Genomic DNA, 17,195 nt, shown 5'->3' with positions numbered 1-17,195 from the left:
AATGATTAAGGTTATAGATCTATTCGTAGACCCAATGCCGCACTCCGCAAAGGTCTGGATCCAGGAAAGTCCGGATCCACTGTATCGTCTGATGCCTTCCAGAGAATACCCAGATTATTCAGGTAAGTAAAAACCTCAATACCCCGAATAGGCAATGACGGAAAGCTGCTTCGATTCCAGGAATAACCAAGTCGTATATCCTGCAATCGGATATTGTCTCCTTTCTCTACGAGAACTGATGAAAACTGATAAAAGCTGGCCCTCTGATTATCAAGCCCATCTGGCTGTGAAGGCACATTGGTAATCAGTTCATCGCCAGGTTTCTCCCAGCGCAGTCCATAATCCGCATGACTGATCTCTCCTCGGGACAATGCAGCATAATCCACCGAACGACGACGATAGTAATATCCTAGCCTATAAGAAATATTAACCGAAAGATTCCAGCCTTTCCAATCCAGGGTGTTTCGTAGTGATCCAAACAGTGTTGGACGTGCTGATCCGTGAAACTTGAGTGTCTCAGTGGTAGATGAGGCCATAATAGCCGAATAATCATCTGACAACTCTCCATCCAAGTACCCTAAAGGATTTCCATTATTTGGATCCAAACCTCCCCAAGGATAGGATAACACAGAAAAAAGGGGACGACCTTCCAGTGGAATCATATTAGAGGTGGCAGCTAAATATTGAGCCGTGGCTCTTGCCCCGTCAAAGTAGGTGACCTTGTCTTTCAAACCACTCATAAGAAATTGGGTATTCCACTTGAGAGACCTGTCCAAATTCAGGGAATTCAACATCAAATCGAATCCCTGCGTGAGGGTTCCTGAGAAGTTTCCACGGTACTGATAGATACCATTAGAGTCAGGGACCTCTGTCTCTCCTATCAGATCCTCTCCTACTTTGGAATAAAACTCCAAGGTACCTCCAATTCTTCCACTTTTAGATTCGAAGTCAATAGCCAGATTCACTATTCTTATCTTTTCCCAGCGAAGCTCTGGATTGGGCGGATTGCTTATAAAGGCATACCTAAGCCCAGAGACGAATGGATGGTTATTATAATACATGAGTGTAGTGAAAGCGGTAGTTGCTTTGTCCACATTCCCATTGTATCCATAGCTCATCCTCAATTTCAAGTAGGGCACTCCCTGCCATCCATAGAAATCTTCCTCACTGAGTATCCAACCTGCTCCTGCACTCCAAAGTGGAATACCACGTTGGTTGGTCTCTACACCAAAGAGATTTGACATGTCTTTTCTGGCACTTAAAGTAAGTAGGTACTTTTTACTATAGGAATAGCCCACATTGGCAAAATAGGATACGTACCTGTCCAGATTTCCGGAATGAGTACCTCCATAAGGAATGCTTTGATAACTACCCAGATTCTGATATTGAGGAAATTGACTGATATAGTCTACAGGAGTACTGAGACCTGTAGCATCATCGTAGCCGTAGTAGATCATCCTATCCGTATAGCTTTCCATATCCCGAAGCTCCCAACCTGCTAATGCATTGACCTCGTGAGAATTTTTAGTGAAGTTATAGGTAAGGTTTGCACGGAGATTATGGCTGAAAGAATCCCCATTGGAATGAGAAAACCTGCTTCCTCTAGGCATAGGAAGTGATAAAGCACCTTCTTCTCCAGTTTGGGTGAAGCTATTGATCTGGTGACGGACTGCAAAGAGATCTTCCGACTCAATTTTCCGTAATTCAGTGCTGTTATTCCAATATTGATAGTAAACCTGAGCATTCAATCCAGGAAGGATGTTGTAATTCAATCCAAGGTTTGCACGGATATCCATCGATAGAATACGCTCATTTCTTTTACCTATCTCAGCTAAGGGCGTTGAACGCCAGTCAAGTAAACCTTTTCCCTGACTTTCTCCCAGAAAGCGGGTATTTATCTGTGAAACAACAGCAAGTGGATTACCCTGTGCATCTGCTAAAGCTTCATATGGATATAGGCTAGGAACTCCGGTATCGTTGAAGGAAGATCCTCTGGACAAGTAAACTCCTGTGGAAATTTCCAGTTTGTCGTGTAAAAGCTTCCAGTCCTGACGTGCATTCAGTGTAATCCTGTCCGTCTCAGATCCTACCTGCTCACTTTTATTTTGATCATACCCACCGGAAAAGTTAAATCTATGCGCTTTACCACCCCCAGATACCTGAAAAGCATGTTGCTGTAGTATGGCAGGCTTATAGTAATACTTGCTCAGCTCTCTGCGGGAATCCTGCGATTCGTATTGTGCAAGTTTGGCATACGCCTCCTGCTGATTCAATCTGCCTTCTCTGGCAGCAAGCAAGGTTTCAACCACGGGAGATAAGGGGCTGTGTGCAGAACTACTGATACGTGAATCATAATAACCGGAATCAAATAGTCTCCGCTCCTGAGCAATGAAATCCTTCATTTGCATCAGAGGCTGAAAGAATAGATCTGGCTGATTGGTGAAGGTCACATTTGACTGAACGGCTACCTGCATTTCCTTTCCATACATCCCAGATTTAGTAGTGATTACTATGACACCATTACCTGCCTGGGCACCCCATATGGAAGCTGCCGCCGCATCTTTCAACACTGTAATGGAAGCAACATCGTTTGGATTGAGATTATCGATATTTCCTTCATAGGGTAAATTATCAATCACTATCAGCGGTTGGGTATTTCCAAATAAGGTACTTCTACCACGTATACTGATCGGATCATCACCTGCTGCAGCTCTATTGAAGATCAGACCCGGAGTCACATCCTCCATCCTGTCCAGAATACCAGTGCTTACACGCCTGTCCACTAAATCCTGATCCAAATAGGAAAAAGAACCTGTAACTCTTTCCTTGGGAATCTTCTGATAGCCTGTAGAAACTACTTCCACATGATCCAACCCTATCTCCTCAGTTCTGAGTAGGATCTCCAACCTATTTTGCCCAGGAATTGTCACCTCAACTATCTCAGTATGGTAACCTACATAACTGATGGTGAGTCTATAGCTACCTTGGGGAAGCATCAGGCTAAAGTCCCCTTTTTTATCGGCTACAGCAGATATTTTAATCCCTTCCACCAAAACCATAGCACCGGGAAGAGGCTGTTTGGTGTCGGCTTCCAGGACTTTGCCAGTAAGCAAACTATCCTTGTTGATCTGAACCCCATGTACACAGATAGAGGTGCATATTCCAATGAGAATCAAAATGATTCGGGTTAGGTTTATAAATTTCTTTTTCATGGTGTGATGGGATGTGAAGTGGAAACAGATTTGGGGCTTGCCAAGTAGGAATCAATTAGCTGTGACCAGCCGTCCAGCGTGGAGGGAAAATCCCCAGTACGGAGGATTTTACCTTCTTTATCCAAGAGCAGCTGAGTGGGGAAAGCCTGAATCTGGTATTGCTTTAGCAAGGGATGGGATATCCCTCCTGAAAAAAGGTCCAGAGATGAATCTGCGGTATAAAGTCCACTTTCGAGACTTTTACGCCAACGTTCGGCATCCGAATCTCCAGAAATGGTCACAAATAGGATTTCAGGATGAGCTGCATAGGACTGGATTAGTGGCAGGAAGTTGTTTTTCGCAAACTTCAGGCAGGAGCCACAGCCACTCAGCCAGAAATCCAGGAATACAAGTTTCCCTTTCCAAGAGTGGGGAAATACTTCGGAGCCGTCTGAGTCAAGGAGCGGGTAGTTCAGTATCTCTCTCCCGGCGATATTTGAGTCATAGATATTTTGAAGGTAATCTTCTACCCAGGGGGTATGCATCCTGTCCAAGACAGCAGAGAAAAGGGAGTCTGACTGAGTGTGGTTTCTGTATTCCCGAATCAGGTAGAGGGCATCCACCTGATCGCGCAAAGATTCTGGAAGTGTGGCGCTTAGGTAAAAGAACGAAACAGGCGATACTTTTTCCAGTAGTTTATTCTCCAAATAAACCGATTCTGTCCATTCTGAAGGAGCCACTTTCCAGTCATTCGCTACAGAAATATCTTCCGATTGCATCCCGTACCTGAGTAAAAGTTCTGCCCAGTCCCGACTTTGAGGCCTGGCTATACCAATAAACTCCATAGCCTCCTTCCTCAACTTACCAGTCCAGTAAGCATGGAGCCAAGCATAGAGGTCAGTGTCAATTTCATTTCTATACCTTTTGAGTTCGGAGAGTAGGCTTCCCTCTGTACCGGAAAGCTTCAAAAGTTGGGATGCCCGATTAATCCTCTCCTCTTCAGAGTCCAGCCAAAGCATCTTGCGGGTCCATCCGGTCCGGTATTGCTCCGATATTCGGTTATATTCTTCCTGTTTTTCCGGTGAGTCCAGAATCCTCTTTACATCAGATAGAATCATAGCTGGATTGAGATTTGCTTTCGCTGTCATATCCAGCTCCTGTAGATGCACCTGCAGCCTAATCTTATCTGCATCAGGACCAGAGAGCATTAGTTTGCTGGTAGTCTGATCCCACAGTACTGCGAGTGAGTCTCCTGCCTGAATCCATATATTCTCCAGAAGGACATGCTGACCATCCCAGAGATGGAATCTGCCTATGGACTCGCCCATAGGAATACGGGATTCGGAAACCTGTTTTCCCTGCGTACCGGAAAAGAAAGTCCCAGGACTTGACTGTAGCGTATCTTGCTGGAGAAAAGAATAATCATAGCGGGTATCCAGTTCAAGTTCCCGAAGTTCCCAGTGTAATAGGGACGAAATAGCTGAGGAAGAATAGATCTCCGTACGTAAGGTGAAATATGCTTCAGTTCCGTCCCTGCGAGCAGAAGAGCTTTCGCCCTCCTGCCCTGGGATGCCAGGCTGATAAACCAAATCTGTACCTGGGGGTGACTCCACAACTTTACTTTGTGCATTTAATGTGCTTATGGGAAGACATAGCAGTCCCATTAAGCAGATGAGTAGTGTTTTTTTCATGCTTTTGAATTTTAAGCTGGAAGACGGGAGACCGAAGACGGGAGACGGAAGTGTGTCAGGCTGAGCGAAGTCGAAGCGTATACCAATTTAGGAGGTAGACAGTCCTAGTTTTCAATCTCAGTCTCGTTTCCGAGTCATTTCGAAAGGAGCTAGCGAAGAGGCTTGTCCGCTGTGGCGGAAGAAACTTCATCGATATCAATAAATCCTTCATTTTAATAATGTATGATGAATTCAGTATGATGAAGTCTCGCTACAGCTCTTGACTCTAGTCCCTAATCTCTTATTCTCTTATCTCTCGTCTCTAAACAAGACACAAGTCTCCTACCCCATCGATTTCCGATAGTCCAGCAATAAATAAATACTAAGAAATGGTGTCAGCGCTACCAGCTACTGTGAGCTTGCTGACTTGAGTGTGTGGTAACCGATCTGCTCAGGGCTGTGCACCACCCTTTAATCGGCGAAAAAACAAATCCCTTAAATCGGATTCTTGGGCTTCAGGGGATACAGGCGATCAACCGCGGCGATGCCGAGTTCCTCTGGTAATAGGTAGATGAGTAAAGAGCAAGTATTATCATCCTGAAAACCAATCACACCAGTAGATTTCTCAAGAATGGAAATAGACCTAAATTGAAATAAGTGATAGGTTCTGGACATTTTATGTCTAACTTTTCTCGATGAAAATATTGCTTTATGCTCTCAGTAAGCAGAATCTTCGCTATATTGAACTAAGATTTGATTACAAGCAAATATTGATATTCCAACTTACTTAAAACCAGTAAAAAAGGACATTTATTAGTATTCTGAGTTCTAATTCAGTCAAAAAACTTCTAGCATGAAACATACTCAAAAAATTATGCGGATACTCAGAGAATCACAGGATTATTCTCAGGAATATGTGGCTGATGTACTTAATATAAATCAGAAGACTTATTCAAATCTGGAATCAGGAAAGTCCAAATTAACTGTAGATCGAATCCAACAACTGGCGGATCTTTATCATGTGAAACCAGATTATTTTCTTTCAGAAGAACTGCCAGTAATAAACTTCAACAATACTGGGCCAAAGAGTAACAGCAATAGTGGATATATTCATACTTATGTGAATGAAAAGAGTGCTGATGCCTTTTACGAAAGACTCCTTTTGGAAAAAGATTTACAATTAAAAGAAAAGGAATCTCAAATCTCTTTGTTGAAAGAAATGATTGAAATCCTAAAAAGTAAAATTGAAAAACTTATAACAAAATAAAATGACAAGCGCTGGAATTATAATTAACACTCTTCTATTAGATAAAAATTTAGAACTTTCTGAAGTAGCAAGGGGATCTGAAATTCCTAAAGAAGATCTGCTAGCAACAATAGATGGTAAAAAGAGATTAACAATCGAGAATGCAGTCAAGCTTAGTAAATTCTTTGAAATTCCTGCCGAATTTTTCTTTACTGAAAGTGCATTAGTCAATCACAATAATATTGGAGAAAGAAGCAATAGCAACAGCGGGTATATTGGAACTTATAAGAATAATGACAGATAATTAACCACCAAAATAAATTGAACGGGACATAGCACATCAAGTAATATCCATTAAAGCTCCCTCATCAACTATGAAATTTCGGGAAACTTGAGAGATACTAAATATTCCTTATTATATTGAACTCAGTAATCTGCTCTCATGGAGCTAACGGATTGCACTACAGCTCATATGTAAATCATTTGAGCAAGGTGTAGTTGTTCTGCCTAAAAAACAATTATTAATTAAGGTAATACTTTTAATTGTGTATTCCGTGGATTTGCCTTGCTTCGGCAGGGCAATTTTGTTACCTGCTTTATGGAAAAATTTCTTCTTAGGGACATAGAAAAACAAGCAAAAGAACTATGTGAAAAGTATAATTCTTACCATAACTTTCTTCATTTGTCAATTGCGAGAAAAAACAAAAATTACATAATCCCTACTTCTAAAGATGTGAGAATCCCTCTAGAGTGGAAAAAAGACAAAAAGTACAATCCATTTTATGTATATAAAAGAAAAAAACAGATAGCTAAAGCGGTAAGTCAAAGAATTTTAAAAGGTACGTACATACCAAATAAGCCTATAACTAAGGAAATACCGAAACCTAATGGAGGAAAAAGATTAATAAGTGTATACCAAATTCAAGATTCTGCTGTATCAGATCGATTTTACCATAACTTATTAAGTAAAAATAAGCACCGATTCAGTTCATTGACATATGCCTACAGAAATGATCGAAATATACATTATGCCATACAGGATATTGCGAATGAATTAAAGCAAGTACCACGAATTTTTGTTGCAGAGTTTGATTTTAGTGATTTTTTTGGTTCAATAAATCACAATTACTTATATGCTCAGTTAAATGAGAATGCATTTTTATGGAGTGAAATGGACATGAAAATAATAAAAGCATTTTTGTCCGACCGTGATAAAGGAATCCCATTAGGGACTTCAATCTCCCTTTTTTTAGCAAATGTAGTATGCTGGAAACTGGATCGTGCATTGGAAGATTTAGGGGTGCGATTTGCAAGATATGCTGATGACACTATAATTTGGTCAAAAGACTATTCGAAAATATCTACTGCATTCGAAATCATAAATAATTTTTCTATTGAAGCAGGAATTGCTATTAACTATAAGAAGTCAGATGGCATTTCTTTACTTCAAAGTAAAAATATCCGTTCTGAATTTTTAAACACAAAAGAATATGTGGAATTCTTAGGCTATAAAATCTCAACAGATAAGATAAGCATTAAGGACAGATCAATCACTAAAATAAAAAAGCAAATCACTTACCTTTTATATAAAAATCTCCTTCAACCACTTAAGGCTATTAAAGTACATCCTCGTAATTTCCCCGTAGATGGAATGGATAAAAATTTCTTAAGCGCTATAATGGAAATTAGAAGATATTTATATGGAAATTTAACTGAGTCATCTTTAAAGAAATACATCAATGGCACATACAAAGTACTTAGATTTAAAGGAATTATGAGCTTCTATCCATTAATAAATAACATTGAACAACTTCAAAATCTTGATAAATGGTTACTTTGTATGATTTCGAGTACTTTAAATAGACGTCAAAAACAATTAAAAATAATTAATCCTGGTTGGAACAATAGACAATTTCCATTTAACCGCCCTACAGATCTTCTTTTAGAAGAATGTAGAGTTACTTTAGTAACAGGAAGAAAAGGCTTACTTAAAATTCCTAGCTTTCTTCGAATTCACAATGCAATTCAAATAGGATTGAAAAATGAAGGTATTGAGCGAGTTATGAATCCACATTCAGGTTATTACGAATAGTTTTAATCAATTGGTGGTATTTCAAATATCAATATTTTTAATTAAAAAGTCAGTTTTCTAAAAAAGAAAAACATTATGATTATGATATTCCAAAAACTCCTTAAGCGGATGGAATTTCTGGGGAAGCATAATTTTTCTATTTATATATGGAGTAAAGAAATCATTAAATTCACTTTTCTTAATCTTATCAAGTAACTTATCTGAAAACTTGATTTTATAATCAGGAGTAATAGTCATTAACCCTCTGTCAAATGCTTTATCATGAAGTGAATTTAAGCAAAGCCCGTTAGCAGGATTAGTCCGGTGTTCAACCCCTAATGACCAGGGTATAATGTGACCAGCAACTAATAACTCCGGAATCGCTAAACCAGTAATGCAACACTTAAAGTTATAAGATGCTATAACTGACTTCCTAAAAAATGATTGATTAACACGAATCTTTACTAAAGACTCTCTTTCCTTTCCTACAGTAGGTAAATCTGCAGTCTCGATTCCAGAAGATTCCTCAAGAGATTTGCTTATATATCTGGCTAGTATTTGCTCACTTTTAAAGGCCAGTTCTTCCCAGTTACCATTAAACTCATTCCATACTACCTCTTCTCCTTTTGCGCCTTGTGACAAACCTGATACATTTCTAGCCTGCTGAAAAGGATCAAGTCTAGCGAAATTAGCAAGTTTCATTGCAACAGACCCATTTGTCCTACCTATTATTCTAGCTAGTTCCTTTATAGGTGGATTAGTACTGTTGATTTTTGAAAATGGTATTTTGCAGTACAAGTTGTACGCAAGTATATGCTCTTCATATGTCCAGATATTAGACATTATTAGCTGAAATTTCGTCAGTGGCTTCGGTTGAATCCCATGGGGTAATTCCTGTTCTAAAGAAATGGGATCCAAATTTCCCCAATATCTCATTTGTAAGCTCATCACTTAAAGTAATTGCAAGACTATATTCATTTACAAGTATTTCCTTTTTGAGCATGAAATATTTTGAAAGTGCTAATTTACCACCTTCAAATATTGGAGAAGGAGGTATATGCCTGTCATATCCCGAAACAGTAGGATCTCCTTGCAACATTTTAGAAATTTTATCCTTCTTTTTAATAATATCTTTGTAATTAAAAGGGCAAACCAGAATTTCGTTATTCCTTATAACATTACATCTAGGAGTTAGTATAAAAACAAACTCATCCAGACCTTTTTTCTTAAAAATATCTCCTGTCCATACGGGTATAGATCCAATTCTCCTGATATAGTGCTCAGATGTACTGACGGTCTCCTCAATAATTTGACCCTTTTCATTAACCTCAGGAAGTAATAATTCAAAATGCAAAGTCCTAACTGCAATCCGCTTAAATACCTTCTTAATTCGATCCCTACTTAATTCAAATCCCTGAGCCCCTTTAATATTAAGTATTATTTTTTCAATCTCATCACTATGTAAAAATTGCTTTGTGAATGCATGATGTAGCTCTCGATGAATTTGTCTTTCTAATATTCCACCAGGACAAAATACTTCAATAAATCCAGAATCGGAAAGAAATTTAATTTTCGTAAAAATCTCACTTATACTTTCATCTTTAGAAACTTTAAAGACGGTTCCATTTTGATTATATCTATCACTTATACTTTCAAGCTGCCCACTATAAATGAAAATAGGCAAATTATACCTAATAAATTTCTCCTCTATCACTGCTAGAAATTCAGGATTACCAGAAAGCTCATCTTGTGTTGCTTTGTGACCAATTAAATCAAAAATAATAGCCTTAATTTGCTTCTCATTATTTTCGAGTGCTAGATTAAATTCTTCAGAAGTTGAACACCCAATATAATCAAGCTCCATTCCCAGCTGCTTATAGAAAGAATCATATTGTTCAAGGAGACTTTTGTCATTCTCCAAATGTAAAATAACACCCTTAACCATTGCTATCCTTTTTTATAATAAATGCTGGCCCATCTATTCTATTTTCTGCAGAAATACTCCAATTATTCCTACTAAGTATGCTCTGTGTAAATGAAAGACCGAGGCCTGTAGCATTCTTTTCAGGTCTCGTAGTAACTCCATAGTTAAATATTTGATCAATTAATTCATCGTTAATATAAGGACCGGAGTTACTAATAACAAAAGCTTCCTGCTCAATATAAAACCTTATTTCGCCAGATTTCTCAGATTTCTTAAGCCAGTATATAGCATTATTTATGATATTTAAAAACGCAATCCAAAAAGCATATTCAAGATCTATAATTTCAAAGTTTGCAAGCCTGTTTTCGGCAATTATAGAAATTCCGTTTTCTTCTATATCAGACTTATAAAGGTTGCATACTTTTAAAAATGTGATGTATGGATTAAATTTCTTACTCCTTGACCTTCCTATAGCTGGTTGCAATGAGCTTCTTAATTGAGTCAAAACATCTGTCGCATGTTGCAAAGCAGTAATGTCCTTAACATAATTATCTAAAACATTAGGATCTATTTTAGATATTTTTAGATCCAAAGAAGATTTGGTAGTCCGTAAGCCAGAAATAGGTTGAGCCATTTCGTGGTAAACAAGCTCAATTCCACTACCTAAGGAGGCAAGCCTTTCTGAAAAGGATAGTGATTCCTCTATGTTGTCCATTGAAGTGGTAACTTCCTTCATGAATTTTTGCGAATAGCTTAAAATTTGTGATGTAGCATTTAGATTAAGAAGGTTGCCCAAATATTCATCAAAATCTGGCCGCTGATGCTTACTAGTTGGGGTTCTGCCTATTCCATGTAACAACCTGTAGTTATAGCGTCGCTTTCCTAGTAAGGAAAAGATCTCCACCATTGTTGCTCTCACTTGCTGAAAGGCTCTGTTTTCAAGAAACCCTTCTCTATTTGTTTTCTCTTCCAGATTGTCATTCTCAGGAGAATAGAGAAACACATAACCAAGAATCTGGTTCGTATTGACATTTTTTCCTGGATTTTGAACTCTAGCTTTAGAGAGATTTATCCAATCTTCAACCTCATCACCATACGGTTTTACTCCAAAACCATTTTTAGATATGCGCATACCTTGAAAGTTCTTAAAAACTGATCTAAATTCGGAGGCACTTTTTAACCTTGCTTCTTTAGCTAATTTTTCAAGATTATCTTTTTCACCAATATCGTAAATCCTAATATCAAAGTAATATTCACCTGTTTCATTGACTTCCTCGCCATTTCCAAACAGACCGATTTGTACATCACTTTTATTTATATATTCTTGATTTAAAATCTCAAACCTTTCTTCTTTATGATCATCTATCAATCTTTTATAAGACAAGAAACCCTGTACATCTCCCTGATTTGAAACCTTACCATAAACCCTATAATCATAAACAGATTGGATAGGAACTGGCTCAACTGGTAGCCAATCGACTTCATCGCTCTTTTGATCTGGTAAAAGATTAGTACCATATTCTATAGAAAATATACTTTCAGAGACTTCAATGACATTTTGGACGTCAATAAGTTTCTTTTGCTGTAATTCTTTTTGGATTTCAGCATTTAAACTCAAAGGAGTAATTAGTGTAGCAAGTGCTTTATAAAACCTTGTACTTTCGAAAGATCTAGAATGATCGGGTAATTCTAATTGATTATAATCCTCCATTAGAATTTTTAAAACGGAACTATCTAGAGATTCAACTATAATAAGAGTCCCATTTTCGAACGAATCCAATTTTGTTACCTCCAGAAAATGCTGCAATGGATCATTAACCTTTGCATTCCTTTCTTTGATTAAATCTTTTTCTGTAAACAAACTTAAAAAATCTGAAATTTTATCTCCTGGAAAATCTATTTCCGATAAAAGGACCTCTTCTTTAAATGCTTCCCTATTTATTGTAATCCAGTTATATTTTGTTGTTTTAGCTTTCCTTGAAACAACAGTAACCTTCTCACCCAATGCCATAGCAGCTAATCGACCAATTCCTTTACTTCCAAGATGGTTTCTTCCAAATTTGATACTTTTGCTACCGGCTTGCCTCTTAGAACTTACAGATGGCTTTAACCAATCGCCGAAAAGCGTCCTAGCACTCATACCAGACCCATCATCAAATACAACTATAAAGGATTCTGATGGATCGGATGAATATGAGAAATACACTTTACAGTAAAGTGCATCAGCATCATAACCATTTTTAACCAACTCATTTATTGCCGTACTTGGATGACCAATAAGTTGCTCACCCATTTGAATGATTGACCTTGCACCTGGCTGAAAAGAATGTCTCTTAATTGCACTATTATCAGGCATTATCTAATAAATTTTTAATTTGTTCAGCAATTTTCTCTGCCATCAATGGAGGAACTGCATTTCCAATTTGCCTAAATGCAGCTGATCTAGGAGATTTCTCCTTAATTCCTTCAAAATAATAGCTATCTGGAAAAGACTGAATTCTAGCGGCTTCTCTCACTGAGATAGAACGAAGCTGGTTTACATCAGGGTGAATAAAATGGTGTCCATCTTTAGCAATATGAGCAATCATAGTATGTGGAGTCTTATCCACAACTTTGAACCTATCTAGAAAGTCTTTGGTATTTTTTTGTGTTCTCATCTCCTCAGGAATGAGATTATTTTTGAGCCGTTCTCCAGCATTCATCCTCTCAATAGCCAATCTGTAGATGGCCAGATCCTTATCATTATGGGGTCTTGTAATATGTTGAGTCACATAATTTACCCCATTCCGTATCTCAGTCTGTTTTAGATAAGTATTTATGGCGCTGCTGTATTGTTGAGTCCTCGATACTTCTCCTGGAAATATTTTTGGTAAATCAGAAAAAATATCATCTCTGTATCCCCTAAGCTCCTCAAGACAAAATTCAGGGTAGGAAAAATCAATCTCCTTCTTCCAGCCTATCACTATTACACGCTCTCTGCTTTGGACGACTCCAAAATCAAGTGCATTTAGCAATTTCTGCTCTACAACATACCCTAATCTCCTATAATATTTCTGTAGATTTTTAAAGTATTTCCCATTGGCAGCACTAAGTATCCCAGGTACATTCTCAAATACAAATACTTTTGGTTGATATTTTTTAAGAAACCTACCATAATGGACATAAAGCATCGTCCGTTCGTCATCCGACTTATGCTTTAATGGGGCCCTGCCCACTACAGAATACGCCTGACATGGAGGGCCGCCAATAATTAAATCCACAGAACGTCCATCTAAAGCGGAATCAATAACTTTAAATGTTTCTCTGTTTTCAATTCCTATTTCTGCATTAATGACGCTTTTCATTAGTTGCTCAGGAATCTTCGAATAGAGATCCTCCCGGGAAATTTCGCCTAGTAGATACGAATTATATATATCTTCCTTACCGTTTTCTGACAGATGATGATATGCTATTCTCGTTTTCAATGTAAAACATGCAGCACTATCCATCTCGACGTGGGCAATCGGATTAAAACCCGCCCGAATAAATCCTTCGGAAAGTCCGCCAGCTCCGGCAAATAAATCAATGTAATTTAGGTTACTCTTCAATGGAATAGTCTGGAAAATAAAATTTCACTAATGCAAGAAATTTCTCAAAAATGAGGCGAAAGAAACTTAATCTTTGAAAATGTGCCAGTTAGAGCCGACATTTAAAAATTTTACCTCAGTTTGACAAATTCTTCTTAAAGAAAGGAAAAAAAAACTAAGAATAACATACCCTGTACAGGGTATATTCTGGGCTATTTTGCAAAAACAAAGACCAAAACCCATGATTTAAGTGTGATGGAAGATAGATTATTTCTAAAAAAGCACCTTGCCAAAGAATTGCTTAGTGAATCAGGATTTCTTAATACTTCAGATTTTCCTTTACTTCTCAGAAAAATATTTTCATTTTTGGATGTCGAAAAAAAATCCTCCCGGTGCAACGGGAGGATTTAACAGTTCCAAACACTAGAAGTTTGGATCGACATCCTTTAGGATTCTAGTAATCCTGAGACTCCTTTTAAGATTTACATGCAGTTTGGCCTTACCATAAGGTCAGGCTGCATGATCTCTCTCCAGGTTCGCGCAAATTCAGCCACTAGCTGAAGCAAGGCGATGGTTAGCATTACACTTTCCATATTTTTGGTGATCAATCAACTTTTACTATTCACAAATTTACTTTAGTTAAGGCAAAAGTTTTAAGCAAGTTTTGCCAGAGTTATCAACATTTTGGCCACCTCAAATATCTGACCCTGCTAACCTACAGCGGTTTTAATTAAGAGTGTGTTAACATTGTTGTTTTTCTTTCATAAAGATAAAAATGATATTTCTATTGAAGGGCTCTAAAAGGGTTTCTCTCAAAAAATGTTGTTCGTACAATGACATAATAAATCAGGGAAGCATGGCAAAAACCAGCTTCAACGGCTTCAAACAAGGGTTTTTTATTCAAATTAATTGGACACAAGTTGACTGTATTTAAACGTAGGCCGTTGGTGAAAAAATTAAAACCAATGTTCTTTCCTTTTTAAAAATTAGGTTTATATTAGCACTATATATCAGCCGAAAAAGGCCACATGGATTCGTCCAATGTGGCCTTTTTGCGTTTAAACCAATCTTAATTATGTTAAATGATCCCACTACTATCGAAGTTATCGTCACAGTAATTTCGCTTTACGTATTCCTTACGGGAAGATTTGTAACAATAGAAACTCCTAAAAACTTGCCTAAAAAACCAAAATAGGCATTCTGGTTATTTTACTAATTCAATTATGCTCACTAATAGTGTGCTCGGTTTGATTTTCGAAAATCCTATCTACATTTATTTCATTGCTCTAAATCATGACTCCCACCATTGAACAAATTTCTCTTTTCCTACAACTAACTTGACCATTTCAATCAACCAAAAGAAGTCAATGGGTGTCATATAGTGAATCCGATTTGGACCAACTTCATTTATATTGATATATTCTGTATGCAAGAAAATTTTTCCAACAATTGAAGCAATTAATTTTCCTAAATCAAGAAGGAAAGCTACCTCCTCCCAGAAAGTCGGGATATTCGGTACTTCATTCAAGTGCTCATTGTGCACTATGTATTTATCCCTCACGATTTTTAGATGATCCACTTTGGTTTTCACTATCTGAGACTTTAAAATAGTTTTAAAGTAGTCGATTAATTCATCCTTGGTCGATATCACCTTACTCCCAAAGGGGATTTGCACAAGTTTTTCAAGCTTCTCAAAAGCTTCAAAGTATTCTAAGCTATATGGGAAGCTAGCATCTATTTGATCCCCCATATCAACAAGAGAATCCAGCGATCTTACCAGATAGCTCTTATTTCTACTTTTGCTGTCATAAATTTTTGATAGACTGATCAAAGCCATATACATAGCAGGTTCCTGCATGTAATTCAGAGCGCTCCTTTCTGTACTTTTTGTGGCTGAGTTAATTAAATGTGCATGTTCGCCTATTGTACGATAAACGAAATAGTGCCTCTCTGCCATGATCAGGTCATGAGCCAGTCCTTCTTGAAAGAATTGTTGTCAATCCATAAGTGACCTAATTAGAGATCCCATTTAACATGTTTACAAGGTAGCCTCTTAGGTATCATGATAAATTAGCTTTTCAATGGAAGCAAATCATTTACTGGCGGCGAATGATTAAATACTTCATGAAACTCGAGTTTTGGACAAGAAACCCAGTAATTCAAACTAGTGAACACCTTCCACCTAAAGTAGTGACATATGAGTTAGCGTGATTAAAGAACTTGGGAGTGAAAAGCCTTAAAACACGAATTTAAAGACAAATCATAGACACTAGATTTATTTATTTTTATCCTTAGCGGCAACATCAGTTACAATCTCATTAAAGGAAATGTTTATTCCAATGCCGAGCCATGGTTTATTGTCATAAACCCAATTCACTCCACGGTCATCCCTGCCTAAAGAATCCCAACCAAGAAATAATCCAAAGTTCATGTAATCTTTTGGTTTGAATAAGGCTCCTAATGAAAGAGTAAAAGCTGCAGCTGTTCTGTTTTCTTCGACTAAAGAACTGTTATCTTGATTCAATTCTATGCTAGATAACCCAATGCCAAATGACATGTCAAACCACGAACGCTCCTCATAAACTGAACCAAACCCGGCTATAAAATTAGCTGTCAATGAAATTGTTGGATCAAAATCAAAATCCCCAGAAACTCCTCTAAGTCTAACCGGAACAGTGTAGGCCCCAGTTTTAAACCCCTTAAATCTAGAATAAAGCGGAACAGAAATTTGGATGAAAGTATTCACTGGCATGTAATAAACAGTCCTGATTGATCCTTCCCCATTCAATTCTTTATTTATTTCTTCATCATCTGGCTGATACCAGTAAGAAAAATAAACATAATCACCTTGGGTGTATAAAACAGTTACCCTTTTACCAATAGGAATATTTTTAAAGTTTCCATTTTCATCCTTTAATTGTTTTAACCTGCTGGGTAGGGCCTTTTCAAATTCAAAACTTCCGCTTATTTCTACCTCACTTTTTTGGATAGTTTTCAAATCCTGTGAAAACCCAACATCAAACATCAAAATAAATACTGCTGTTATTAGGATTACATTTTTCATGTTTTTCTTAAATAATTTCAAGTCGTAGAATAATTATTAAAAATCAGCTTCTAGAAGCTATTCCATACATGTTTCAATTTTGCTTTGAACCCAAAGCTTGCAATGGACTAGTTAGCTCCATTAGTTTTAATTTAGAATTCTTTAGATAGGGATCCGGATTTAATACCAGAAGAATATCATAAAAGTTGACCAATCGTTTTCTGCTTAAAGATAAGTACAAATAAAAACAAATCTAAAAGAGAATCTACACCCTACACTGGGTATAATTAGTTAACAATCAAAGAATTATTTCAATTTTCTATTAAAAAAGGAAAAGTATCGATGTTCTAAAGATGAGAACCATAAATACTAGCACTTAGAACAGTTGGGATTTCAAAAATCGTATTGAAGAAACACCAAGCCTTTTAAAAGTGACAGCAACAAGATCCTTGAATAGGACCACCTGGCTCCTAAAGAAAAGTAC

At 37.3% G+C, this 17,195-nt stretch carries 12 protein-coding genes; 3 read left to right on the top strand and 9 right to left on the bottom strand.

Translation table 11 applies throughout. The features are described from left to right. Nucleotides 1-11: 11 nt before the first annotated feature. The 3 genes from ACPUEN_RS04405 to ACPUEN_RS04395 form a co-directional block, all read right to left on the bottom strand. A complete protein-coding gene (locus ACPUEN_RS04405; RefSeq protein WP_425638829.1) occupies nucleotides 12-3,212 on the bottom strand; it encodes a SusC/RagA family TonB-linked outer membrane protein in 3,201 nt (1,066 codons plus the stop codon). After that, entirely contained in the window at nucleotides 3,209-4,882 is a 1,674-nt protein-coding gene (locus tag ACPUEN_RS04400) for a TlpA family protein disulfide reductase (protein ID WP_425638827.1), read from the bottom strand. The genes ACPUEN_RS04405 and ACPUEN_RS04400 overlap by 4 nt, the downstream gene beginning before the upstream one ends. Before the next feature lie 474 nt (nucleotides 4,883-5,356). After that, nucleotides 5,357-5,536: a hypothetical protein gene (locus tag ACPUEN_RS04395; protein WP_425638826.1), complete on the bottom strand. Its 180-nt coding sequence runs from the start codon at nucleotides 5,534-5,536 to the stop codon at nucleotides 5,357-5,359. Between the two features lie 178 nt (nucleotides 5,537-5,714). On the opposite strand from ACPUEN_RS04395, the gene ACPUEN_RS04390 reads away from it, so the two are divergent. The 3 genes from ACPUEN_RS04390 (at nucleotide 5,715) to ACPUEN_RS04380 (ending at nucleotide 8,199) form a co-directional block, all read left to right on the top strand. Beyond that, entirely contained in the window at nucleotides 5,715-6,128 is a 414-nt protein-coding gene (locus tag ACPUEN_RS04390; protein WP_425638824.1) for a helix-turn-helix domain-containing protein, read from the top strand. Nucleotide 6,129: 1 nt separating this feature from the next. Further along, on the top strand, nucleotides 6,130-6,411 hold the full coding sequence (locus ACPUEN_RS04385; protein ID WP_425638823.1) for a hypothetical protein: 282 nt from the start codon (nucleotides 6,130-6,132) through the stop codon (nucleotides 6,409-6,411). A gap of 294 nt (nucleotides 6,412-6,705) precedes the next feature. Next, nucleotides 6,706-8,199: a reverse transcriptase domain-containing protein gene (locus tag ACPUEN_RS04380; protein ID WP_425638821.1), complete on the top strand. Its 1,494-nt coding sequence runs from the start codon at nucleotides 6,706-6,708 to the stop codon at nucleotides 8,197-8,199. A gap of 57 nt (nucleotides 8,200-8,256) precedes the next feature. On the opposite strand, the gene ACPUEN_RS04375 is transcribed toward ACPUEN_RS04380, so the two are convergent. The 6 genes from ACPUEN_RS04375 to ACPUEN_RS04350 all read right to left on the bottom strand — a co-directional run bounded on the left by ACPUEN_RS04375 (nucleotide 8,257) and on the right by ACPUEN_RS04350 (nucleotide 16,732). After that, nucleotides 8,257-9,021 (bottom strand): HNH endonuclease, encoded by a 765-nt coding sequence (locus tag ACPUEN_RS04375; RefSeq protein WP_425638819.1) that lies wholly within the window; start codon nucleotides 9,019-9,021, stop codon nucleotides 8,257-8,259. Then, nucleotides 9,014-10,123 (bottom strand): hypothetical protein, encoded by a 1,110-nt coding sequence (locus ACPUEN_RS04370; RefSeq protein WP_425638818.1) that lies wholly within the window; start codon nucleotides 10,121-10,123, stop codon nucleotides 9,014-9,016. Before ACPUEN_RS04370 ends, ACPUEN_RS04375 begins: the two co-directional genes overlap by 8 nt. Continuing rightward, nucleotides 10,116-12,458 carry an ATP-binding protein gene (locus ACPUEN_RS04365; RefSeq protein ID WP_425638816.1) on the bottom strand — a complete coding sequence of 781 codons (2,343 nt, stop codon included), beginning with the start codon at nucleotides 12,456-12,458 and terminating at the stop codon, nucleotides 10,116-10,118. The genes ACPUEN_RS04370 and ACPUEN_RS04365 overlap by 8 nt, the downstream gene beginning before the upstream one ends. Continuing rightward, complete coding sequence (locus ACPUEN_RS04360; RefSeq protein WP_425638814.1) at nucleotides 12,451-13,689, bottom strand: DNA cytosine methyltransferase; 1,239 nt, start codon at nucleotides 13,687-13,689, stop codon at nucleotides 12,451-12,453. The genes ACPUEN_RS04365 and ACPUEN_RS04360 overlap by 8 nt, the downstream gene beginning before the upstream one ends. A gap of 1,270 nt (nucleotides 13,690-14,959) precedes the next feature. Continuing rightward, a complete protein-coding gene (locus ACPUEN_RS04355; RefSeq protein WP_425638812.1) occupies nucleotides 14,960-15,625 on the bottom strand; it encodes a hypothetical protein in 666 nt (221 codons plus the stop codon). Nucleotides 15,626-15,943: 318 nt separating this feature from the next. After that, complete coding sequence (locus tag ACPUEN_RS04350; protein WP_425638810.1) at nucleotides 15,944-16,732, bottom strand: hypothetical protein; 789 nt, start codon at nucleotides 16,730-16,732, stop codon at nucleotides 15,944-15,946. Between the last annotated feature and the right edge of the window lie 463 nt (nucleotides 16,733-17,195).

Origin of the sequence: Algoriphagus yeomjeoni (assembly GCF_049821175.1) — a bacterium.
GTDB lineage: Bacteria > Bacteroidota > Bacteroidia > Cytophagales > Cyclobacteriaceae > Algoriphagus > Algoriphagus yeomjeoni_A.
The sequence above is the reverse complement of the archived record's forward strand: the minus strand, read 5'-3'. Positions and strand labels throughout refer to the sequence as shown.

Excerpts from the sequence above, each read along its gene's own strand:
- ACPUEN_RS04405 (WP_425638829.1), bottom strand. The coding sequence starts at position 3,212 with ATGAAAAAGAAATTTATAAACCTAACCCGAATCATTTTGATTCTCATT.
- ACPUEN_RS04400 (WP_425638827.1), bottom strand. The coding sequence starts at position 4,882 with ATGAAAAAAACACTACTCATCTGCTTAATGGGACTGCTATGTCTTCCC.
- ACPUEN_RS04395 (WP_425638826.1), bottom strand. The coding sequence starts at position 5,536 with ATGTCCAGAACCTATCACTTATTTCAATTTAGGTCTATTTCCATTCTT.
- ACPUEN_RS04390 (WP_425638824.1), top strand. The coding sequence starts at position 5,715 with ATGAAACATACTCAAAAAATTATGCGGATACTCAGAGAATCACAGGAT.
- ACPUEN_RS04385 (WP_425638823.1), top strand. The coding sequence starts at position 6,130 with ATGACAAGCGCTGGAATTATAATTAACACTCTTCTATTAGATAAAAAT.
- ACPUEN_RS04380 (WP_425638821.1), top strand. The coding sequence starts at position 6,706 with ATGGAAAAATTTCTTCTTAGGGACATAGAAAAACAAGCAAAAGAACTA.
- ACPUEN_RS04375 (WP_425638819.1), bottom strand. The coding sequence starts at position 9,021 with ATGTCTAATATCTGGACATATGAAGAGCATATACTTGCGTACAACTTG.
- ACPUEN_RS04370 (WP_425638818.1), bottom strand. The coding sequence starts at position 10,123 with ATGGTTAAGGGTGTTATTTTACATTTGGAGAATGACAAAAGTCTCCTT.
- ACPUEN_RS04365 (WP_425638816.1), bottom strand. The coding sequence starts at position 12,458 with ATGCCTGATAATAGTGCAATTAAGAGACATTCTTTTCAGCCAGGTGCA.
- ACPUEN_RS04355 (WP_425638812.1), bottom strand. The coding sequence starts at position 15,625 with ATGGCAGAGAGGCACTATTTCGTTTATCGTACAATAGGCGAACATGCA.
- ACPUEN_RS04350 (WP_425638810.1), bottom strand. The coding sequence starts at position 16,732 with ATGAAAAATGTAATCCTAATAACAGCAGTATTTATTTTGATGTTTGAT.